General features: G+C 66.4%; 19 protein-coding genes and 8 pseudogenes. 11 read left to right on the plus strand and 16 right to left on the minus strand.

From position 1 onward, the window contains the following. Positions 1–58: 58 nt before the first annotated feature. On the plus strand, positions 59–298 hold the full coding sequence (gene purS / locus FQ389_RS04095) for a phosphoribosylformylglycinamidine synthase subunit PurS (RefSeq protein WP_144206155.1): 240 nt from the start codon (positions 59–61) through the stop codon (positions 296–298). Further along, entirely contained in the window at positions 295–969 is a 675-nt protein-coding gene (purQ, locus tag FQ389_RS04100; RefSeq protein ID WP_144206125.1) for a phosphoribosylformylglycinamidine synthase subunit PurQ, read from the plus strand. The genes purS and purQ overlap by 4 nt, the downstream gene beginning before the upstream one ends. On the opposite strand, the gene FQ389_RS22070 is transcribed toward purQ, so the two are convergent. The 4 genes and pseudogenes from FQ389_RS22070 to FQ389_RS04125 all read right to left on the minus strand — a co-directional run bounded on the left by FQ389_RS22070 (position 936) and on the right by FQ389_RS04125 (position 3,957). Beyond that, positions 936–1,967, minus strand: a complete 1,032-nt coding sequence (locus tag FQ389_RS22070; RefSeq protein ID WP_407662752.1) for a DUF427 domain-containing protein — start codon at positions 1,965–1,967, stop codon at positions 936–938. The genes purQ and FQ389_RS22070 overlap by 34 nt on opposite strands. 39 nt (positions 1,968–2,006) lie before the next feature. After that, positions 2,007–2,904: pseudogene (locus FQ389_RS04115) on the minus strand (zinc-binding dehydrogenase). Positions 2,905–2,983: 79 nt separating this feature from the next. Then, a complete protein-coding gene (locus FQ389_RS04120) occupies positions 2,984–3,556 on the minus strand; it encodes a TetR/AcrR family transcriptional regulator (RefSeq protein WP_186296258.1) in 573 nt (190 codons plus the stop codon). Next, the gene (locus tag FQ389_RS04125; protein WP_407662753.1) at positions 3,484–3,957 is read right to left on the minus strand and encodes a TetR family transcriptional regulator; all 474 of its coding nucleotides are present in this window, start codon (positions 3,955–3,957) and stop codon (positions 3,484–3,486) included. Before FQ389_RS04125 ends, FQ389_RS04120 begins: the two co-directional genes overlap by 73 nt. 50 nt (positions 3,958–4,007) lie before the next feature. Between FQ389_RS04125 and FQ389_RS22075 the strand changes: the two are divergent. Then, positions 4,008–5,071, plus strand: a pseudogene (locus tag FQ389_RS22075) (phosphotransferase). Between the two features lie 3 nt (positions 5,072–5,074). Here the strand turns inward: FQ389_RS22075 and FQ389_RS19005 are convergent. After that, positions 5,075–5,215, minus strand: a complete 141-nt coding sequence (locus tag FQ389_RS19005) for a hypothetical protein (protein ID WP_260860485.1) — start codon at positions 5,213–5,215, stop codon at positions 5,075–5,077. Between the two features lie 381 nt (positions 5,216–5,596). Here FQ389_RS19005 and FQ389_RS21140 point away from each other — a divergent pair, with 381 nt between their 5' ends. The 4 genes and pseudogenes from FQ389_RS21140 to purL all read left to right on the plus strand — a co-directional run bounded on the left by FQ389_RS21140 (position 5,597) and on the right by purL (position 8,708). Continuing rightward, the gene (locus FQ389_RS21140) at positions 5,597–5,986 is read left to right on the plus strand and encodes a helix-turn-helix domain-containing protein (RefSeq protein WP_313901953.1); all 390 of its coding nucleotides are present in this window, start codon (positions 5,597–5,599) and stop codon (positions 5,984–5,986) included. Beyond that, a pseudogene (locus FQ389_RS21145) lies at positions 5,940–6,098 on the plus strand (transcriptional regulator); the annotation flags it as partial. The gene FQ389_RS21140 and the pseudogene FQ389_RS21145, both read left to right, overlap by 47 nt. A gap of 136 nt (positions 6,099–6,234) precedes the next feature. After that, the gene (locus FQ389_RS21150; protein WP_313901954.1) at positions 6,235–6,381 is read left to right on the plus strand and encodes a hypothetical protein; all 147 of its coding nucleotides are present in this window, start codon (positions 6,235–6,237) and stop codon (positions 6,379–6,381) included. Positions 6,382–6,431: 50 nt separating this feature from the next. Then, complete coding sequence (gene purL / locus FQ389_RS04145) at positions 6,432–8,708, plus strand: phosphoribosylformylglycinamidine synthase subunit PurL (protein WP_186296263.1); 2,277 nt, start codon at positions 6,432–6,434, stop codon at positions 8,706–8,708. A 20-nt stretch (positions 8,709–8,728) separates the two neighbouring features. On the opposite strand, the pseudogene FQ389_RS19010 reads toward purL, so the two are convergent. Beyond that, a pseudogene (locus FQ389_RS19010) lies at positions 8,729–9,853 on the minus strand (MCE family protein). A gap of 85 nt (positions 9,854–9,938) precedes the next feature. On the opposite strand from FQ389_RS19010, the gene FQ389_RS04175 reads away from it, so the two are divergent. From FQ389_RS04175 to purM, 3 genes and pseudogenes are all read left to right on the plus strand, one after another. Then, entirely contained in the window at positions 9,939–10,328 is a 390-nt protein-coding gene (locus FQ389_RS04175) for a sterol carrier family protein (protein ID WP_144206130.1), read from the plus strand. Positions 10,329–10,462: 134 nt separating this feature from the next. Next, positions 10,463–11,999 (plus strand): annotated as a pseudogene (purF, locus tag FQ389_RS04180) (amidophosphoribosyltransferase). A 71-nt stretch (positions 12,000–12,070) separates the two neighbouring features. Beyond that, positions 12,071–13,165 carry a phosphoribosylformylglycinamidine cyclo-ligase gene (gene purM / locus FQ389_RS04185; protein WP_144206132.1) on the plus strand — a complete coding sequence of 365 codons (1,095 nt, stop codon included), beginning with the start codon at positions 12,071–12,073 and terminating at the stop codon, positions 13,163–13,165. A 63-nt stretch (positions 13,166–13,228) separates the two neighbouring features. Here the strand turns inward: purM and FQ389_RS04190 are convergent, their stop codons facing one another. Both FQ389_RS04190 and ygfZ read right to left on the minus strand, forming a co-directional pair. Then, positions 13,229–13,408 (minus strand): DUF3073 domain-containing protein, encoded by a 180-nt coding sequence (locus FQ389_RS04190; RefSeq protein WP_144206133.1) that lies wholly within the window; start codon positions 13,406–13,408, stop codon positions 13,229–13,231. A 147-nt stretch (positions 13,409–13,555) separates the two neighbouring features. Then, positions 13,556–14,650, minus strand: a complete 1,095-nt coding sequence (gene ygfZ, locus FQ389_RS04195) for a CAF17-like 4Fe-4S cluster assembly/insertion protein YgfZ (RefSeq protein ID WP_144206134.1) — start codon at positions 14,648–14,650, stop codon at positions 13,556–13,558. Between the two features lie 98 nt (positions 14,651–14,748). Between ygfZ and FQ389_RS04200 the strand changes: the two genes are divergently transcribed. Next, positions 14,749–15,609, plus strand: coding sequence for an aminodeoxychorismate lyase (locus FQ389_RS04200; RefSeq protein WP_144206156.1), 861 nt, complete (start codon positions 14,749–14,751; stop codon positions 15,607–15,609). Positions 15,610–15,751: 142 nt separating this feature from the next. Here the strand turns inward: FQ389_RS04200 and FQ389_RS04205 are convergent. The 8 genes and pseudogenes from FQ389_RS04205 to FQ389_RS22080 form a co-directional block, all read right to left on the minus strand. After that, positions 15,752–16,228, minus strand: a pseudogene (locus tag FQ389_RS04205) (sensor domain-containing protein); the annotation flags it as partial. A gap of 210 nt (positions 16,229–16,438) precedes the next feature. Then, positions 16,439–16,654 (minus strand): hypothetical protein, encoded by a 216-nt coding sequence (locus FQ389_RS04210; RefSeq protein WP_144206136.1) that lies wholly within the window; start codon positions 16,652–16,654, stop codon positions 16,439–16,441. Between the two features lie 25 nt (positions 16,655–16,679). After that, complete coding sequence (locus FQ389_RS04215; RefSeq protein WP_144206137.1) at positions 16,680–17,204, minus strand: hypothetical protein; 525 nt, start codon at positions 17,202–17,204, stop codon at positions 16,680–16,682. Positions 17,205–17,455: 251 nt separating this feature from the next. Then, positions 17,456–18,028: pseudogene (locus FQ389_RS04220) on the minus strand (FABP family protein); the annotation flags it as partial. A 164-nt stretch (positions 18,029–18,192) separates the two neighbouring features. Then, positions 18,193–18,495, minus strand: coding sequence for a DUF1416 domain-containing protein (locus FQ389_RS04225; RefSeq protein ID WP_144206139.1), 303 nt, complete (start codon positions 18,493–18,495; stop codon positions 18,193–18,195). A gap of 1 nt (position 18,496) precedes the next feature. Further along, positions 18,497–18,718, minus strand: a pseudogene (locus FQ389_RS04230) (sulfurtransferase); the annotation flags it as partial. A gap of 145 nt (positions 18,719–18,863) precedes the next feature. Then, positions 18,864–19,352: a DUF4395 domain-containing protein gene (locus tag FQ389_RS04235; protein ID WP_144206140.1), complete on the minus strand. Its 489-nt coding sequence runs from the start codon at positions 19,350–19,352 to the stop codon at positions 18,864–18,866. A 117-nt stretch (positions 19,353–19,469) separates the two neighbouring features. Next, positions 19,470–19,580: an Ms5788A family Cys-rich leader peptide gene (locus FQ389_RS22080; protein ID WP_407662756.1), complete on the minus strand. Its 111-nt coding sequence runs from the start codon at positions 19,578–19,580 to the stop codon at positions 19,470–19,472. Between the last annotated feature and the right edge of the window lie 3 nt (positions 19,581–19,583).

Below are 19,583 nucleotides of genomic sequence, written 5' to 3' on the forward strand. Positions count from 1 at the left end.
GGGGCCGGTGACCGCCGGTAGAGTTGGGGCCGGTAGCAAATCGTCAGGAGGAACGCCGGTGGCACGGGTGGTCGTCAATGTGATGCCCAAAGCGGAGATTCTCGACCCGCAGGGACAGGCGATTGTCGGCGCGCTGGGCCGACTTGGACATCCCGGAATCTCAGATGTCCGTCAAGGCAAAAGGTTTGAGCTGGAGATCGACGATTCCGTCGACGATTCCGTGCTCGCCGAGATTGCGGAATCGCTGTTGGCCAACACGGTGATCGAGGAGTGGTCGATCAGCCGGGAAGCGCTGTGAGCGCGCGGATCGGCGTCATCACCTTCCCCGGAACGCTCGATGACGTCGACGCCGCTCGGGCGGTACGCCGGGTCGGTGCGGAGGCGATCAGCCTGTGGCACGCCGACGCCGACCTGAAGAAGGTCGACGCGGTGGTGGTGCCGGGCGGGTTTTCCTACGGCGACTACCTGCGGGCCGGTGCCATCGCCAGACTTGCCCCCGTCATGTCCGAAGTGATCCACGACAAAGGCAGGGGTATGCCGGTGTTGGGAATTTGCAACGGTTTTCAGGTGCTCTGCGAGAGCAGGCTGTTGCCCGGTGCACTGGTCCGCAACGCGGGTTTGCACTTTGTCTGCCGCGACGTGTGGCTGCGGGTCGCCTCGAATGCCACGGCCTGGACGTCGCGTTTCGATGCCGACGCCGACTTGTTGATTCCGCTGAAATCGGGTGAAGGGCGCTACGTGGCGCCGGACAAGGTGCTCGACGAGCTCGAGGGCGAGGGGCGCGTGGTCTTTCGGTACCACGAGAACATCAACGGGTCGATGCGCGGCATCGCCGGAATCAGCTCGGCCAACGGACGGGTGGTCGGGCTGATGCCGCACCCCGAGCATGCGATCGAGGCATTGACCGGGCCGTCCGACGACGGGCTGGGTCTGTTCTACTCGGCCCTAGACGCCATCCTGACCGCCTGACGACACGGGAAAGCTGCGGCACTGCGTGATTCAGTGAATCGGTTATCGCATCCGTCTCCTCCGAGTTTGTTATGGGTCGCCTGCGGTCCCCTCACGGGTAGGAGGCGCAGCCTCCATCGAGTTAGCGCGTCGTTGTCAGGGCCGCTGACGGTGCTCACGATCGAAGTAGAGGGGGAATCCGTGAACGCAGAAACCAAGAGTCTGGAAGGCCAGGTCGCGCTCGTCACCGGAGCCGCGCGCGGGCTCGCCGTCGATGTGTGCGCCCCGGTCTCCACCACAGTGTGGTACCCCCGCCACCTCCGAGGAGTTAGCGGAGACGGCGCGGGCCGTAGAGGATTTGGGCCGCAAAGTGCTGACCCGAGAGGTCGTCCCGCAACGGGTTTTAGTTCCGAGTCGTCGATATCGTCACGCGGCACGTACCAACGTGGCGCAAAGCCGGATTCGTACAATGCCAACAGGCGGTGTGTCGGCAACCACCCGATCGGCGTCGCACCACGAGATGACGTGAGGTGGAGCGGATGTCGATGCGATGATAGGCACCGGACGCGTCCGACGATGCGTTCGTCCTCTTCGTAGAAGGCGTCCATGGCGCGCCACCCGAACGCCACACGCCCAGCCAACAGCGCGGCATGCTCAGGCAGGGCGATGTGCTGCCACGCCGCGTGCGCGAAGTCCCGTTGCAGGGCTCGCACGGTGAACCACTGGGTGGCCCCGAGATCTTGGTGCGCGGTCACCCAGTCCTCGGTGACCAGGACGTCCCCGTCAATGTCCGCTGCCGGAAAATACGCGACCAGATAGCGTCCCGGCTCATGCAGCAGCACCACGTCCTCGCTGTTGGCGATCCACCGGTCCGCAAAGCGGACCCGCATGCGGCTACGTAACGGCTCGGCGTAGAGCAGCCGGGGCGGTAACGGTTGCGCAGTCAGGAACTGGCCGACCGATCCGGTGTCCAGAGGACCTTGCTGCCATGACAATCCCATCGTCGTCACCCCCTTCATCGAAAGTCGTTGTCAGAGACGGTGTGTGGTTACACCGTTTCAGTTCATGACAACGACCATTTTCTGTCGGCCTGCCCGGCCTCCATGATCCGGTGTGCCTCGTGAATCTGGTCAAACGAGAAGACGCGTGACGGCGTTGCGTCGAGCTCGCCCTGGGCCACCTGCCGCGCGATGTCCTGAAGCGGCACGTCGGACAGGGGGAAGCCGGGCGTCCCGAAAACGAAGCTGCCGAAGAAGTTCAGGTTCACACCGCTGGCCATGCGCAGCAGCGGATTGAAGTCGCCGATCGGGTCGAGTCCGCCCAGCCATCCGGCGAGGCAGGCGATGCCGCCACGGCGCAGCATGTCCAGCGAGTCGAGGATAGTGCTGTTGCCGACCAGGTCCAGCACGGCATCGATCCGCTTGGATTCGGCGATGTGCGCCGCGAGGTCGCGCCTTTCCTGCTCGACACGTGCGGCGCCCAAGCCCTCCAGCATCGCAAAGCGCTGCGGGTTGCGTGCGGTGGCAATGACATTCGCACCGGCCCCACAGCCCAAAGCCAGATAGGGCAGGCGGTTGGCTGCCCGCACCCGCGTGTATTGGGCGTAACTTCCGTTGATCGTTCGTCCCAGGCCGCCCATCAGCGCGGCGATCTTGGCGCCGACCGGAAATTCATTGCCGGGGCAGGAATCGACGATCCCGATGCATTTGATGCCGCTGACTTCCGGGCCTCGGCCCATTCGCCGCGGCGCATGTGCAGCTCGGCATGGTTGATCCCGAACCCCTTCACCTCGATCACCACTTCGCCGTGTTTGGGCCGTGGCTTGGGAATTTCGGTGTAGACCAGGCTGTCGGGTCTGCCGAACCCGTTCAGGACGATGGAGCGCATGGTTTCCCCGCCGGGCTGCTCGCGTAACACGGCTGGGGCGGTGGGCAGGGTGCCGCTGGTGGTGCTCATGGAACTGCCTCTTTTCGATATCGACGAGGAGACGTTGATATCGACACACGCAGCAATTATGGGCCGTCTGACCCAATAATTATTGGGCTGGAAGACCCAAATATGTCCAGTGCTGGCGCGGGTGGCTCAGGATTTGCGTCGTTGCCGCTGTGCGACGATCGACGGCCGACGTTTGCTTGCCTCGACGGTGAGGGACCGCACGTAGTCGACGGCGGCGGTGACCGCCACCCGCAGGTGCCGCCGCCTGGTGCGCGGTGATGATGGCCAGGGCCAGGCGTCGCGGATCGGCGCCGGGGATCAGGACGCCGTTGCCCTTCATGCGCTGGATCGCGGATTCGAGTAACGCCACCCACTGCCAGTAGCCGGTCGCCAGGGTGGCGCGCGTCGTGTCGTCGGACTTGGCCAACTGCGCAACCAGTGCGTGGTCAGTGGGCGTACCGCCGGAGGTCCCGATACGTCGCAGGTAGCGCATGTTGAGATCGATCCAGCGCTCGAAATCGGTGAATGAATCCAGGTCCCGGCTGGACTGCCGATGGAAGTCGAGCACCCCAGCGATCTGGCGCCTGACCACCTCGCGGATCAAGGTGCCCTTGTCTGCGAAATAGTGGGTGAGCTGCGACCCGCTGACCGACGCGGCCTTGCGCCCGAGCATCGCGCCGGCCTGCCGTGCGGTTCCACCATTGGGCCGCTGGTGTCGGCGACGAGCGCTCGCACCAGTGCGGCGTTGGACGGCTCAGCCAAGAACTCGGCGTGCTCGTCGAGCCGCGTTTGAAGGTCGTCGCGGATGGCCCGGTCTGTGCGACCGGAACGACCCCGACCGTCTGTACGCCTGTAGCACCGCTTCGGCGACCAGCGGCGCCTTCGACGTCCACCGCCGGTACAGCGTCTTTTTCCCACCCCCGCGCGGGCCGCGACACTCTCCATCGACAATTCGGCGTAACTGCCCGTGGTCAGGAGTTCGCGGGTGGCGTCCAAAATCGCGTCGTGCAATCGGCTGTCGCGCGGACGCCCCACCCGTTCGCCGGGCACCGGCGCGGGGTCGGCTACCTTCATCGTGACGAGTTAGGAAACGATACGTGTCGTTTCTATGAAAGGACTCACCGGTGAGTGCGTCGTTGTCCGTGCCGAGGACCTGGGAAGAGATCACGCCGGCGCGGCTGTCGGCGGCGCTGGCCGCGGATTTTCTCGATGCGGTGGTCGACACCGTCACCGTTGAGTTGCGTGATGACGGCACCAACCGCCGGGCGCGGCTCCGTATCACCTACTGGCACGGCAACGGACCGGCCACCGTCTTCGTCAAGGCCGCCGACCCCGCGCACAAGATGCTGATCCGGCTGACCAGCGGCAAGTTTCACGAACCTCGGCTTTTCACGTGTGGGATCGAGCTGCCGCTGGCAGCATCCGGTGGTCCACGCCGCTGATCGATGAGGCCGACTACGACTTCGTGATGGTGATGGAGGATTTGCGGGCGAGGGGTGTCGACCCGCGCGACGGCACCCGACCGATGACGGTCGAGCAGGCCGCCACCGGGGTGCGCGGCCTGGCCCGCATGCACCCGGCCGGCACTGGTGAGCGGGTGCGGCGTGAGCCGGTGCTGGGTTGGCTGGAGCCATTCCTGCCGTGGCGGGGCATGGAGGCGGCGCCGTTGCCGGTCGCGCTCGAACGACTCGGCGCCGACACGCCCGCCGCGGTGACGTCGTTGACAATCGACACGCTGATCGACTCGATCTGGAAGCCCTACGTCGCGACCCTGACCACCGCGCCTCAGACCCTGTTGCAGGGCGACCCGCACATCGCAACACCTACCTGCTACCCAGCGGCGAGGTCGGCTTTCTGGACTGGCAGGTCACTCGCCGCGGCAACTGGTCGTTGGACCTGGGCTACTTCCTTCAGGGTGCGCTGACCGTCGAGGACCGGTGGCGCAGCGAGCGCGACCTGCTCACGGAATACCAGGACGCGCTGGGTCTGCCGGCCGACGAGCTCCCCGGCGCCTAGGAGATCTGGTTGCGTTACCGGGCTCCGTCGCCCACGGGCTGACGCTGTGGCTGGTCACTGCGAGCGCCGGGGCGTGGCAGCGCACCGACGTGTCTGTCACACTGGCGCAACGGTATTCGATCGCTACGCCGAACTCGACACCGCCTCGGCGCTGGCCCAGATCGTCGAATGAGCCTCAGCGCTGCTCGAGGAACAGCGGGTCGTAGCGGATGACGTTCTCCACGACCATCCCGTCGCGGGTACGAACCCGGTCCAACCCCCGCAGCCGGAACGGGCCGGCCGGCCCGGTGCCCCGACCAGTATAGTGCAAGAACACAGTTCCCCTCCCTTGACCGCGCCCGGGACGGTCGCGCTGTCGACCACCTCGAGCTGAAAATCCGGTGCAGCATAAAGTATTTCGGTGATCTAGGCTGTGTATGCCTCGATGCTCCGGACCGGCTTGGGGTCGCTCGGTCAGTAGCCGACGATGTCGTCGGCCAAAATGGGCAACCCGCGCGAAATGTCGGGAGCGGCCCAGAACGCCGCGAACACCTCGGCGCCGAACCGCGGTGCGGCGGATGCGGTGTTGGTCATGATTCCTCCATCCCTCGGGCGCTTCGTTCGAGCACGTTCGCCCCCAGCGTGTTCCGGCGCGGTGCGGCGCACAATTACCTCCGAGGTCATCGCGGTGGCTACCACCGCTGGCTACCGTTAGGGCATGAGCCATGCGCCGGTCGGTGCCTTGTTGTGTGAATGGCTGACCCGTCGACGGGTCAGCCAGCTCGACCTGTCGCTGAGCGTGGGAGTGTCGGCGCGGCATCTGTTCATCGAGACCGGCCGTTCCCGGCCCAGCCCGGAGATGGTGCTCACGCTCGCAGAAGGTCTCGACATCCCGCTGCGCGAGCGCAACACGCTGTTATTGGCCGCCGGCTTCGCGCAGCGCTATCAGGCGCGCCCGCTCGACGACGCCGCGCTGTCCCCGGCACGCGACGCGGTGCAGCGTCTCCTCGACACGCACGACCCCGTATCCGGGTGTGGTCATCGATCGCTGTTGGAACATCGTGGGCGCCAACGCCGCCGCGTCCGCGCTGACCGCGGGACTGTCTGAGGAACTGCTCAGACCGCCCGCCAACGTTTACCGGTTGTGCCTGCATACCGACGGGCTCGTCGCCCGCACCCTGAACTTCGCCGAATGGGCGGGTTATTTGCTGCACCAGCTGCGCCGCACCATCGCGCTCACCGGTGACCCGGGATTGCAGACGCTCGGCGAAGAGGTCCGGCCGGTACCCCGGCGTCGCGGCGGCCGCGCGAGCGCGAACCACGCCCTTGGACGGGGCGTCGCTGCTGGTTCCGTTCGTGCTCGACGCCGGCGGCCGCCGCCTGTCGATGTTCACCACGTTGACGACGTTCGGCACGCCGCTCGACATCACGCTTGCCGAACTGGCCGTCGAGTTGTTCTATCCGGCCGACCCCGAAAGCGACCGCCTGCTGCGTGGCGGTTAGCTCTCTAGACTGTGGGCGTGACTGTCTCCGGAACGAGCGCCCGCACCCACGTGGCGGACACCGTCGAACACGCAGCCGCCACCCCCGATCACCCGCAGCCGTTCCACGAACTGGGCCTCAAGGACGACGAGTACCAGCGGATTCGCCAGATCCTCGGTCGCAGGCCCACCGACACCGAGCTTGCGATGTACTCGGTGATGTGGAGTGAGCACTGCTCGTACAAGTCGTCGAGGGTCCACTTGCGCTATTTCGGTGAGTCCACGACCGAAGAGATGCGCGCCGCGATGCTGGCCGGGATCGGCGAGAACGCGGGCGTCGTCGACATCGGCGACGGATGGGCCGTCACCTTTAAGATAGAGTCGCACAACCATCCGTCCTACGTCGAGCCCTATCAGGGCGCGGCCACCGGCGTCGGCGGCATCGTGCGCGACATCATGGCGATGGGCGCACGTCCGGTCGCGGTGATGGACCAGCTGCGCTTCGGCGCCGCCGACGCGCCGGACACCCGCCGGGTGCTCGACGGCGTGGTCCGCGGAATTGGCGGCTACGGCAACTCGCTGGGTCTGCCCAACATCGGCGGCGAGACCGTCTTCGACGCGTCGTACGCCGGCAACCCCTTGGTCAATGCGCTGTGCGTGGGGGTGCTGCGCAAGGAAGATCTGCACCTCGCGTTCGCCTCCGGCGCCGGGAACAAGATCATCCTGTTCGGTGCACGCACCGGCCTCGACGGGATCGGCGGCGTGTCCGTCCTGGCGTCGGACACCTTCGGCGGCGACGAGGGCGGCGGTCCCGGCCGTAAGAAGCTGCCATCGGTGCAGGTGGGTGACCCGTTCACCGAGAAGGTGCTCATCGAGTGTTGCCTCGAGCTGTACGCGGCCGGGCTGGTGATTGGCATCCAGGACCTCGGCGGTGCCGGATTATCTTGTGCGACTTCGGAACTCGCATCCGCTGGCGATGGCGGGATGCGCGTGGAGCTCGAGACCGTTCCGCTGCGGGCGGCCAACATGACCCCGGCCGAGATCCTGTCCAGTGAGTCCCAGGAGAGGATGTGCGCGGTGGTCGCACCCGAAAACGTCGACGCGTTCCTGGCGGTGTGCCGCAAGTGGGAGGTGCTGGCGACGGTCATCGGTGAGGTCACCGACGGTGACCGGCTGCAAATCACCTGGCACGGCGAGACGGTCGTCGACGTGCCGCCCCGCACTGTGGCGCACCAGGGCCCGGTGTACGAGCGTCCGGTGGTCCGCCCCGAATCGCAGGACGCCTTGAACGCGGACACCACGGCCGAGCTGCCGCGGCCTACCACCGGCGACGAATTGCACGCGACCTTGCTTGCGCTGCTGGGCAGTCCGTACCTGTGCAGCCGGGCGTTCATCACCGAGCAGTACGACCGCTACGTGCGCGGCAACACCGTGCTGGCCGAGCACGCCGACGGCGGGGTGCTACGCATCGACGAATCCACCGGCCGCGGCATCGCGATATCGACCGACGCCTCGGGCCGCTACACCAAGCTCGACCCCTATACCGGCGCTCAACTGGCGCTGGCCGAGGCCTACCGCAACGTCGCGGTCACCGGCGCCGTCCCGGTCGCGGTGACCAACTGTCTCAACTTCGGTTCGCCCGAAGACCCCGGGGTGATGTGGCAGTTCTCCCAAGCCGTCCGCGGTCTCGCGGATGGCTGTGTGGCCCTGGGCATCCCGGTGACCGGAGGCAACGTCAGCTTCTACAACCAGACCGGTTCGGTCGCAATCCTGCCCACTCCGGTGGTCGGGGTGCTCGGTGTGATCGATGACGTCGACCGGCGCATCCCCATCGCCTTCGGAACTGAGCCGGAGGAGAGCCTGCTGCTGCTCGGCGACACCCGTGACGAGTTCGACGGATCGATCTGGGCGCAGGTGAACGCGGAGCACCTGGGTGGGGTACCCCCCGCGGTCGACCTGGGCAGGGAGAAGCTGCTGGCCGAGGTGCTGAACGCGGCATCATGCGACGGACTGGTGACCGCCGCCCACGACCTGTCCGAAGGCGGCCTGGCCCAAGCCATCGTGGAATCGGCGCTGGCCGACGAAACCGGTTGCCGCATAGTCCTTCCCGAGGGCACCGATCCGTTTGTGATGCTGTTCTCCGAATCCGCCGGCCGGGTAATGGTGGCGGTGCCGCGCACCGAGGAAAGTCGATTCCGGTCAATGTGCGAGGCGCGGGGGCTTCCGGCCGTACGCATCGGCGTCGTCGACCAGGATTCGGATGAAGTGGAAGTCCAGGGCCTGTTCACGGTGCCGTTGGCCGAACTGCGTGCGACCTCCGAAGCGGTGTTGCCGCGCTTGTTTGGCTGAGCCACGCCAGTTGTGACGGTTCACGGGTTGATCGTGTTGTCGCCCACCTGGCGACCCCACACATACTCCACGGCCAGCGGTGAACCAACCTCGAAGTGGTTGTACGGGGCGATGCTCGCGCCGGTGTCCATCACCAGGTAGGGCGCCGGCCACAGCGTGCGGGTGATCGACTGCCAGCAACCAGGCCGCCCACCGGGCCCGCCCCTGGAGTTGACAGGTTCTCCGGATAGATATACGGATTCGGTGCTCCCGCAACAGATCCCGAGGAGTGGGCGCCCAGCGCATAGCCGTTGTCCCTGAGCGCATTGTTAATATCGGCGCAACCTAGTTGTAATTGCTTATAGTGCAGTAGATCTCGGAGATGTACTCGACGAGCAGCTGGCTGGAGGAAGTGAGATCGGCCGCCCCACGGGCCAGATACGGTCCGTCCCGAGCGAACACATCGGCCCCGCTATCGCCCAACCCGCCGCCAGCAGCGCCGCGTCCAGGTCGCCTTGTTGCCGGTCGAGCGTCCGCGCGGTCGTCACCGCATGGTCGGGCGCGTCCCACAACTCGGGTGCGGCGTCGGCGTACGTGTAACCCAGCGCCGACAGCTGCGCGATGTCGGAACGCAGCGTGGGCAGTTGTGGGTTCAGGTCATCGAGGATCGCGTTGCCGTTGATCAACGAGGCGCCGAATCTCTCGCCCAGCCCCGTCAACGCCTGGGCAGCGTCAAGTTTACTTGACCGGATCGACTTTCTCGGCGATCGAGGTCAGTGTCTCGAACAAGCTGTTGAATTCGGTTGTCACCGATGTAGCATCGATCACGGTCGACGGCATAACAGACTGTGGCGCAGGGTTGTTCGGAGATCGCAGAGCGACGTACTTGTTGCCGAACACGGTGGTCGCCTTGACCTCGGCCACCACGTTGACCGGAATCGCCGCCACGTATTTCGGCATCACGTCCAGCCCACCTTGGCGGCGGGTCTGCCGTTGCGGTCGATCGCGAAAATGCGGGACACCCGGCCGATTTCGACCCCGTTATAGGTCACCTTGGAGCCGGGATCCATCACCAAACCGGCCCGCGGGGCGACTATGGTCAGCTTCGTCTTCGGGGTGAGGTCGCCGCGGAACTGTGCGTGCAGGGTCAACCCGACGAGTCCCATGACCACGATCGTCAAGAGGACGACGGCCTTGTAAGGGGGCGGCGGCCGCGAGCGACGACGCTCCAAGACTTTGAGACCCTAAGGTATGGCAGCCTGTGATAGTGCCGATCCGGCCAAGACGCGTGCAGCCGTGATCGCCGTCGCGGACTGGCTGCGCGACGAATCCTGCCCGGCGCCGGAGCGCGGCGCCCTCGCGGCGGCCGTCCGGCTCACGGCCCGCACCCTGGCCGCCCTCGCGCCCGGAGCCAGCGTCGAGGTGCGGATCCCGCCGTTCGTCGCGGTCCAATGCGTGGCCGGCCCGAAACACACCCGCGGCACGCCGCCCAACGTGGTGGAGACGGACCCGCGGACGTGGCTGATGCTGGTCACCGGAATGCTGTCGCTCACCGACGCCCAGGCGAGCGGGGCGCTACGGTCATCGGGCGCGCGGGCGGGTGAAATGGGCTACTGGCTGCCGTTGTTCGATGTGTGCTGAGCATAACCCTAAACTGCAGGTTTAATGTGACACGCCGAAAACTCAACCGCTCAACACGCCGCGCGAATTCGTCGCGGTGCCGGTCCTGGCCGTAAACTCCGGATACGTCACCACTCTCTAGGGAGCCGCCCACCGTGACCGTCGCCGGATCAGACGCACCTGAGCAGGACCTGAACTCACCCCGCGAAGAGTGTGGCGTATTCGGCGTCTGGGCGCCCGGCGAGGAAGTCGCCAAACTCACGTACTACGGTCTCTACGCTCTGCAGCATCGCGGTCAGGAAGCCGCCGGTATCGCTGTGGCGGACGGATCCCAGGTGCTGGTCTTCAAGGACCTCGGCCTGGTCAGTCAGGTGTTCGACGAGCAGACACTGGCGGCCATGCCGGGCCATGTCGCCATCGGGCATTGCCGCTACTCCACCACCGGCGACACCACCTGGGAAAACACCCAGCCCGTGTTCCGTAACACGGCGGCCGGTACCGGCGTCGCGTTGGGCCACAACGGCAACCTGGTGAACACCGCCGAGCTGGCCGCACGGGCCCGCGACGCGGGACTCATCGCCAACCGCGCCCCCGCCCCGGCGACGACCGACTCCGACATTTTGGGCGCGTTGCTCGCGCACGGCGCGGCCGACACTACGCTGGAACAGGCCGCCCTGGAGCTGCTGCCGACTGTGCGCGGCGCCCTCTGCCTGACGTTCATGGACGAGACCACGCTGTATGCCTGCCGCGATCCCTATGGGGTGCGGCCACTTTCGCTTGGGCGCCTGGACCGCGGTTGGGTGGTGGCCTCCGAAACCGCGGCGCTCGACATCGTCGGCGCCTCGTTCGTCCGCGACATCGAACCCGGCGAACTGCTGGCGATCGACGCCGACGGCGTGCGCTCCACCCGGTTCGCCAACCCCACCCCCAAGGGCTGCGTCTTCGAGTACGTCTACCTGGCCCGGCCGGACAGCACCATCGGTGGGCGCTCCGTGCACGGCGCGCGGGTGGAGATCGGCCGCCGGTTGGCGCGCGAAGCTCCGGTGGAGGCCGACCTGGTGATCGGCGTGCCCGAATCGGGCACCCCGGCGGCGGTCGGATACGCGCAGGAGTCCGGCATCCTCTATGGCCAGGGCCTGATGAAGAACGCCTACGTCGGCCGGACCTTCATCCAGCCGTCGCAGACGATCCGCCAGCTGGGTATCCGGTTGAAGCTCAATCCGCTCAAAGAGGTGATCCGCGGCAAGCGGCTCATCGTCGTCGACGACTCGATCGTGCGCGGCAATACCCAGCGTGCATTGCTGCGGATGCTGCGCGAGGCCTGCGCCGTCGAGGTCCATGTGCGTATAGCCTCACCCCCGGTGAAGTGGCCTTGCTTCTACGGCATCGACTTTCCGTCGCCGGCCGAGCTGATCGCCAACGCCGTTGAGGACGAGGACGAGATGCTCGAAGCGGTCAGGCATGCCATCGGCGCCGACTCACTGGGCTACATCTCGCTGCGCGGCATGGTCGCCGCGACCGAGCAGCCCGCCTCGCGGCTGTGCACCGCATGCTTCGACGGCAAGTATCCGATCGAACTGCCCAGCGAGACGGCACTGGGCAAGAACGTCATCGAGCACATGCTGGCCAACGCGGCCCGCGGCGCGGAGCTTGGCGAACTCGTGGCTCGACAAAGTTCCAGTTAACCACTGACCGAGCTTCGCGCGGGTAGGTCAAACAGGTTTGATCCCGGCGCGAAGCGCCTACCTGTAGCCTTTATCGCGATGACCGATCCCGGAAAAAGCCCCGGCGCAGAACCGGGCAGCCAGGGCATTACCTACGCGTCGGCCGGGGTGGATGTTGAGGCCGGCGAGCGCGCAGTCGATCTGTTCAAGCCACTGGCGGCAAAAGCCACCCGACCTGAGGTGCGCGGCGGGCTGGGCGGGTTCGCCGGGTTGTTCGCGTTGCGTGGTGACTATCGCGAACCGGTGCTGGCGGCCTCCAGCGACGGTGTCGGCACCAAGCTTGCGGTGGCCCAGGCGATGGACAAGCACGACACCGTCGGCCTCGACCTGGTCGCCATGGTGGTCGATGACCTGGTGGTCTGCGGCGCCGAACCGCTCTTCCTGCAGGACTACATCGCCGTCGGCCGCACGGTGCCTGAACGGGTGGCGGCGATCGTCAACGGTATCGCCGAGGGGTGCGTGCTGGCGGGCTGCGCGTTGCTGGGCGGTGAGACCGCCGAGCATCCCGGGCTGATGGAACCGGATCACTACGACATCTCCGCGACCGGCGTAGGCGTCGTCGAGGCCGACGACGTGCTGGGACCCGACCGGGTCAAGCCGGGCGACGTGATCATCGCGATGGGATCCTCGGGTCTGCATTCCAACGGATACTCGCTGGCACGCAGCGTACTGCTCGAGATCGACCGGATGAACCTCGCCGGCTACGTGGAGGAGTTCGGCCGCACCCTGGGCGAGGAGTTGCTCGAACCGACCCGGATCTACGCCAAGGACTGCCTGGCGCTGAGGGCCGAAACCCACGTCCGTACATTCTGCCACGTGACCGGCGGCGGGCTGGCAAGCAACCTGGAACGTGTCATCCCACACGGGCTGGTCGCCGAGGTCGACCGGGGCACCTGGACACCCGCCCCGGTGTTCGCGATGATCGCCCAGCGCGGCCGGGTCACCCGCGAGGAGATGGAGAAGACCTTCAACATGGGCGTCGGCATGATCGCCGTCGTCGCCCCCGAGGACACCGATCGCGCGCTGGCCATCTTGACCGCACGGCATCTGAACTGCTGGGTGTTGGGCACCGTCTGCAAAGGCGGAAAAGAGGGACCCCGCGCAAAGCTCGTGGGGCAACACCCGAGATTTTAGAAATCTGCGCCTAACTGGGACTAACACTGTGCCGATGACCGCGGCATCGGCACAGAGTAAGTTCTAGCGGCGCCAGTCGTCGTCGCGATCCCAGGATTCGTCGTCGCTTTCTAGGTCGCCGGGTTCGCTCGCACCGGTCCCCGACAGCTCGCGCTGAAGCCGATCGAAATCGGTCTGCGGGGAGCTGTATTTGAGTTCTCGAGCAACCTTGGTCTGCTTTGCCTTCGCCCGGCCGCGGCCCATGGGGAGACCCCCTCGCGCAATAACGAAGCGGCCTAACAAGTAGGCGGCTCCGATCTCTGGTGTCGTTATTGTCCTGCCAAGAGTTTACCGTGCCTCGGGGATGGGCCGTCGGTGCCCCCTGCCCGCCGTGTTGGAGTTCGTCGGAAATTATCCCGCACCGCCCCGCAAGCGTTCAACGGCCAGCCGCCCCGCCCCGGTCTGCTCGGCGGGAGGCAGCGAATCGGCGTCGATGACCGCCGCGACGGCCCCGCCCAGACCGGTGGCGAGCTCGGTGTCGGCGGGCAGCCCGCGCTTGACGAGTGCCAGCGCGATCGGGCCCAGATCCACGTGGTCGACGACCGTTCCCAGCCGCCCGACGGCGCGGCCGCCCGCGAGCACCGGGTCGCCGGTCGACGGGCGCTCCACCGAGCCGTCGAGGTGCAGCAGTACCAGCATTCGGGGAGCTTTGCCCATGTTGTGCACGCGTGCGACGGTTTCTTGGCCGCGATAGCAACCCTTGTCCAAGTGGACGGCACCGACGCCGGGACCCCCGATCCAGCGCACCTCGTGCGGAATCATGCGTTCATCGGTGTCGACGCCCAGACGCGGACGCAACGCGGCCACCCGGTGTGCCTCGTAGGCCCACACTCCGGCCGTCCGCACGCCCGCCGAGTCCAGACGGCTCCGCCAGTCTGCGGAATCGCCGCGCGGTACCACCAGGTCGAGCTCCGGCTGCCCGGCAGGTGAGGTGGGCATCCGCCGGACGAAGCCGCCGCCGGTCAGCGGGACCGCGACCATCTCCCCGGGCAGAGCGTCCAGGCCGAGCGCATCAAGCACCGCGTGGTTGGCCAGCAGCGGACCGATCAGGGAAAGCACCGCCAGGTCCGCGGCGGCGGGCTGGACATCGGACCAGAACACCATCTTGGTCAGATAGGCCAGCAGCGGTTCGCCCCGCCAGGGTTCGGTGTCGAGGTAGGTCGTTCCGCCCAGCTCGGTCTGCAACCAGTGGTCTTCGACACGACCCTGCCCGTCCAGACTGAGGTTTTGTGTGCTGGTCCCGTCGGGAAGCGCGCTGACGTGCTGGGTCGAGATGCTGTGCAGCCAGCTCTGCCGGTCCGCACCGGTCAGGGTGAGAACCGCACGGTGCGCGCGGTCCACCAACACCGCATCCGTCTCGGCAGCGCGCTGCTCACCCAGCGGATCTCCGTAATGCCAGATCGCGCTGGCGTCGGGACCGGACTCGGGTGCGGGAACGGGAGGCACAACGTCAACTCTACGGATGTCAACTCGACCGATCCGGGCACCCGGCCAGCACCCGCACACGACCGCTAGGCTCAGTCGACATGGCAGGTCAGACGGGTGTGCTCGTCACGCTGGACGGCGCGGTTCACCCACCCGGTGCTCCGCTGCTGTACGCCGACGACCTCGCCGCGGTGCGCGGCGACGGCGCCTTCGAGACACTGCTGGTGCGCGACGGCCGCGCCTGCCTGGTTGAGCCGCACCTGCAGCGGCTGACCCAGTCGGCGAAGCTGATGAACCTGCCGGAGCCGGACCTGCCGCGGTGGCGGCATGCCATCGACACCGCGATCCGGGAATGGAACGGTTCGGCGCGCGAAGGCGCGCTGCGGTTGATCTATAGCCGCGGCCGCGAAAGCGGGTCGGCGCCGACGGCATACGTGATGATCACCGACGTGCCCGACCGGGTCGCCGCGGTGCGCCGCGACGGCGTTGCCGCCCTCAGCCTGGCCCGGGGGTTGCCCGCGACCGGGATCGACGAGATGCCGTGGCTACTGGCTGGCGCGAAAACCTTGTCCTACGCGGTGAACATGGCCGCGTTGCGGCACGCGGCCGACCAAGGCGCCGGTGACGTCATCTTCGTCAGCACGGACGGCTACATCCTCGAAGGTCCGCGCTCGACGGTGGTGATCGCCGAAACGGGCGCCGACGGCAACCTCTGCCTACTGACACCACCACCGCGGTATCTGATTTTGCGCGGCACCACCCAGCAGGCGTTGTTTGAGGTGGCGCGAAGCAAAGGCTACGACTGTGACTACCGCGCGTTGCGTGTCGCGGATTTGCATGCCGCTCAAGGGATTTGGTTGGTATCTAGCATGACTTTGGCGGCCCGCGTGCACACGCTCGACGGTCGCCGACTGCTTCGCTCGCCGATGGCCGACGAGTTCGCCGAACTGGTAGATGCCGCGATCATCAGCGATCGCTGAACGCCGAATTGTGTTGTCGGCTCGTAAAACGGCGGGTACGGTCGACCCTACACAGGTAAGGAGGTGGTCCGCGAAATTGATAGCTTCATGGACATGTGAGGTGGCTACACGCTAGCTGCATGGCTCGGAAGAGCTGGCGAAATTACGCGCTTGCGAATTCCCTGTAGCTACCCGGCCCCCGAGCATCCCGGTCTGTCCAACCAGGGACCTTGCTCGGGGGTCGCTCCATGTCTGGGGCCGTTATTGGGCCGTCTTCGCCGCGATGTGCTGCGATCTTGCTCGCCTGGCCGGGCGCGGCGTTCGGGCCGCACACCGTCACGTCGATCAAGTCAGCGCCTTGCGCGTGCAGCACGTGGTGGCAGGTCTTGACGTTGTCGCCTCGGGTGTGTTGCTGCGCTATCCTTGGCACGGTCCCCTCGACCGGCCCGAAGTTCCAGTCGAAGTCGAGGCCCTTGAGGGTCTCCGTCACCAATTTCCCGGCGCAGGCCCGCCATTTGCCCGCCGACGCCTGCACGAAAGCGCTGGCGCTGTCGGGCGAGGAGAACCGCGCCACCGTTTCGATGATCCGGTTCGGCGGGTCCTGGGCGGGCGTGTGCACGATCAGACCGCTCACCGCGGTGAAGCCCGGCCGCGCCCTGGTATACTGCCGCTACGGCGGGTTCGTAGGTGCCGGCGCACACTCGGGGTCGTACAGCGTCCACCTGGGGTTGCGCAGCTGGTTGATTCTCTCACCCCGGCACCAGCGATGGGTCGGCCACAATGCTGCCGACGTCTTGCGCGTTGATCAGCAGGGTGTCCAGCTTTCCCGCACTCGGAGGCGAATTTTCTTCTATCGGAGCAGAATTCGCGTTGGCGGTGCGCGACGCCGACTTGGTCTTGTCTTGTTGTTCCCCAGCCGCGTGATGTAACCGAACGGCACCGGCGGTTCTTCGGGCAGCGGCACCGGCTTGCTGCGCAGCCCGTGCACCGCGGTGACCAACTGGATACCGGCGTCAACGGTCGGTTCACGGTAGTCGATGATCTGTAATGCCGCAATGGGATTCACGCGCATGCTGTCGACATTGCCGATCCTAACGGGAAGGATCGGACGGCCCTGGGCCTGGCGTAACGCAACTCCGCCTGACTCGGCTTGGACTGCAGCCAGTTGCTCGAGGTACGCATCTTGTGCCCAGAGTCGACGTCCATGTCCATGGGGCGCTTCGTTGTTCGGCGGTGACGGTCCCCACCCGGGTGAAGAACTGCCACAGCGACCGGGAACGGAAACCCAGCCGACGCAGGCTCCACAGCGTGCCCGCCAGGCTACGTACCGCGGCGTTCAGCAGCTCCGGGTCACTTTCCATCTCCGACCAGTCGACCAGTTTGTTGTGGATCTTGCGGGAGTCGTCGCGCGGGGAGTCGCGTCGCCAGCCGTTGTGGCGGTAGTAGCGGCACCAGTCCTCGTGCTCGACCCGGGCCATGCGCAGCGCCGAGTCGTGGTCGAAGCCCATCCGGTCGAGCTGCTCGAGGGGCGCCAATTCGGCCATCGCGCTGCTGGATAGCTGCGCGGGTGGGCTGCCCCACGTGTTCCAGGTGTGACCGGCGATCAGCTCGACCATCCACAACGCGTTACGGACTTGCCGCCGGTTGGACCCGCGCTAGAACTCGTTGAGATCGCTCCACGGCATCGCGGCCGGAGAGCGCGGACCGTCCGGGTCGATCGTTGAGACGTAACGTTCGTGGATCAACCGTGCCGCGCGCTCCCAGGCGTCTTGCACCTGCCCCTCTTGGGTGTCGAGCAATAGCGAGTTAGGACTGCAACCGGCCGACGACCTGGATCGAGTCGTCGTTGATGCTGGTGTTGAGATCCGGCGTCGACCCGCTCCTCGACGTAGGCCAGGTCGCGACCCTCGACGATGCCGTACAGCCGCTTGGCGCCGCCGACCAGAACACCCGACCGGCTCCGCGCCAAGGCATCGGTCACCAGTTCGTACGACGACTGGTTACGCGGTCGCCCGTAGAACAGCTCGATATAGTCGGATAAATGCGCCAGCAACAGCTCGATGGCCTGGGATTCGCTCGGGTCGTCGGGGTCGCGGACGAACCGCCAGTAGCCGGTCTCGCGCAAGCCGGGCTCCTGCCGGCGTCGAGCCGCCAGGACCGGGCTTCCCCAATTCAGGTAGTCGCCACCGTCGTGGGAGACCACGATCTGCTGACCGAACCGGTAGTCACCGTCGGGACCGCGGCCTTCGCCCTCGCCGCGCCAGACTCCGACCAGCGGCAGCATGGCGTCGTTGAGGTTGGCGCCCTTGCGCAGGTTCGCCGTATCGGCCGGGACGGGCAGGTCGTCGAAGGCCGGGATATTGCGGTCGGCGGTCACCTTAGCTCGCTCGGCGGAACCCGTGGAACCGGTCGGTCCCTTAGGGTCCTTGCCGGGAGTCACGACTCGTCGGTGATGAGCCGGTAGAGAGTGTACAACGCGAACCAGGAGATGACCACAACGGCCGCGACCAGTGAGATCTCGAAGAACAGCACCACGTGGGCCAGTCTATTCGCCTGCTGCCGGGGACCGCGCCGCCGGGGGACCACATCGCGCGCAGCCGCCGGTCAGGCGATCTTGATGTCGACCTCGTGGATCCCCGCGCCCGACGGCGTCACGACCGCGTCGCCGTTGCCGGCCTTGGACAGCGCGCGCAGCGTCCACGCGCCCGGCGCCGCGAAGAACCGGAAGTCACCGGTCGCCGAGGACACCACCTCCGCCGTGAACTCGTCCGACGAGTCCAGCAGGCGAACGAACGCGCCGCCAACGGCCTGGCCGTCGCGGTCCACAACGCGGCCGGTGATGACCGTTTCTTTTTCGAGGTCGACACTGGCGGGCAACGTCTGTCCTTGCCTAGGTGCAGAGCACATATCAGCTTCCCAACTCGATCGGGGCACCCACCCGGGAGCCGTATTCCGTCCAACTGCCGTCGTAGTTTTTGACGTTCTTGTGCCCGAGCAATTCCTGAAGAACGAACCAGGTGTGCGACGAACGTTCCCCAATTCGGCAGTAGGCAATCGTTTCCTTTGTGCGCTTAACCGCGTCCTGCAGATCGGTGCGCCAGTCGAGCTTGATCGCTCCAGCGATGTGACCGTCGTCGTAAGCATTGGTGTCCTCGTCGACCTTCAACGAATACGACGTTCGCGGCGTCGAGATTTTTCTCAGCCCACTCGGCGGAGACCAGGACGTCGGAACGTGCCATGGTAGGGGTCCTTTCACTACGTAGTGGATCGGGGGATTACGCGCGACCGGCAGACGGTCGTAGGCGACCCACGAGAGGGTACAGCTGACCGCCGAGGCAGATGCCGAAGGCCGCATTCAAGAACGCGGCCACGAGTGCGAAAGCCGTGGCGACGACGCCCAACAGGGGCGCGCCCAGGACGAACCCGGCCACACCGACGACCGCGAAGATCAACCCCACCAGCTGGGCGAACTGCAGCGGCGGTGCTGGCTCGCGCTCCTTGACGGGACCCAGCTGGGACGCCACCAGCGTGGCGAACACCCGGCCATACGGATGCCGGCGGCCATACGGATGCCGGCGGGGGCCGCCGACGGCGCCGATGGCGAAGACCACGACCTGCAGCCCCAGAATGATGGCGCCGGCTAGCGAGCTCGACGCCGACACGATCAGCGTGGCGACCAGGACCACGGTGGTGACCCACGCCGCGAACCTGGGACCGCGGACGTCCACTCGGTCCGGCGTGGCGGTGGTGTTATTGCTTAACACGAATGATTCCTCATTGCCTGTTGTACGGAAAAGTGTAGACACACCAGGGGGCTCCGGGCTGGTCTGAGTGTGGCGCGGGCGACGCAACTTACTCACAGCAGCTACAGCAACAGTTACTCAGCAGCTACAGCAACAACAACCCGCAACGCGGCACAGATCGACTGCGCAGCGCTTGGTGAGCATGAGCTCCATGCGGGATGACACATCGGTCAGCTTACCTAATGACATCGG

The organism is Mycobacterium tilburgii, from assembly GCF_902168065.1.
Taxonomy (GTDB): Bacteria; Actinomycetota; Actinomycetes; order Mycobacteriales; family Mycobacteriaceae; genus Mycobacterium; species Mycobacterium tilburgii.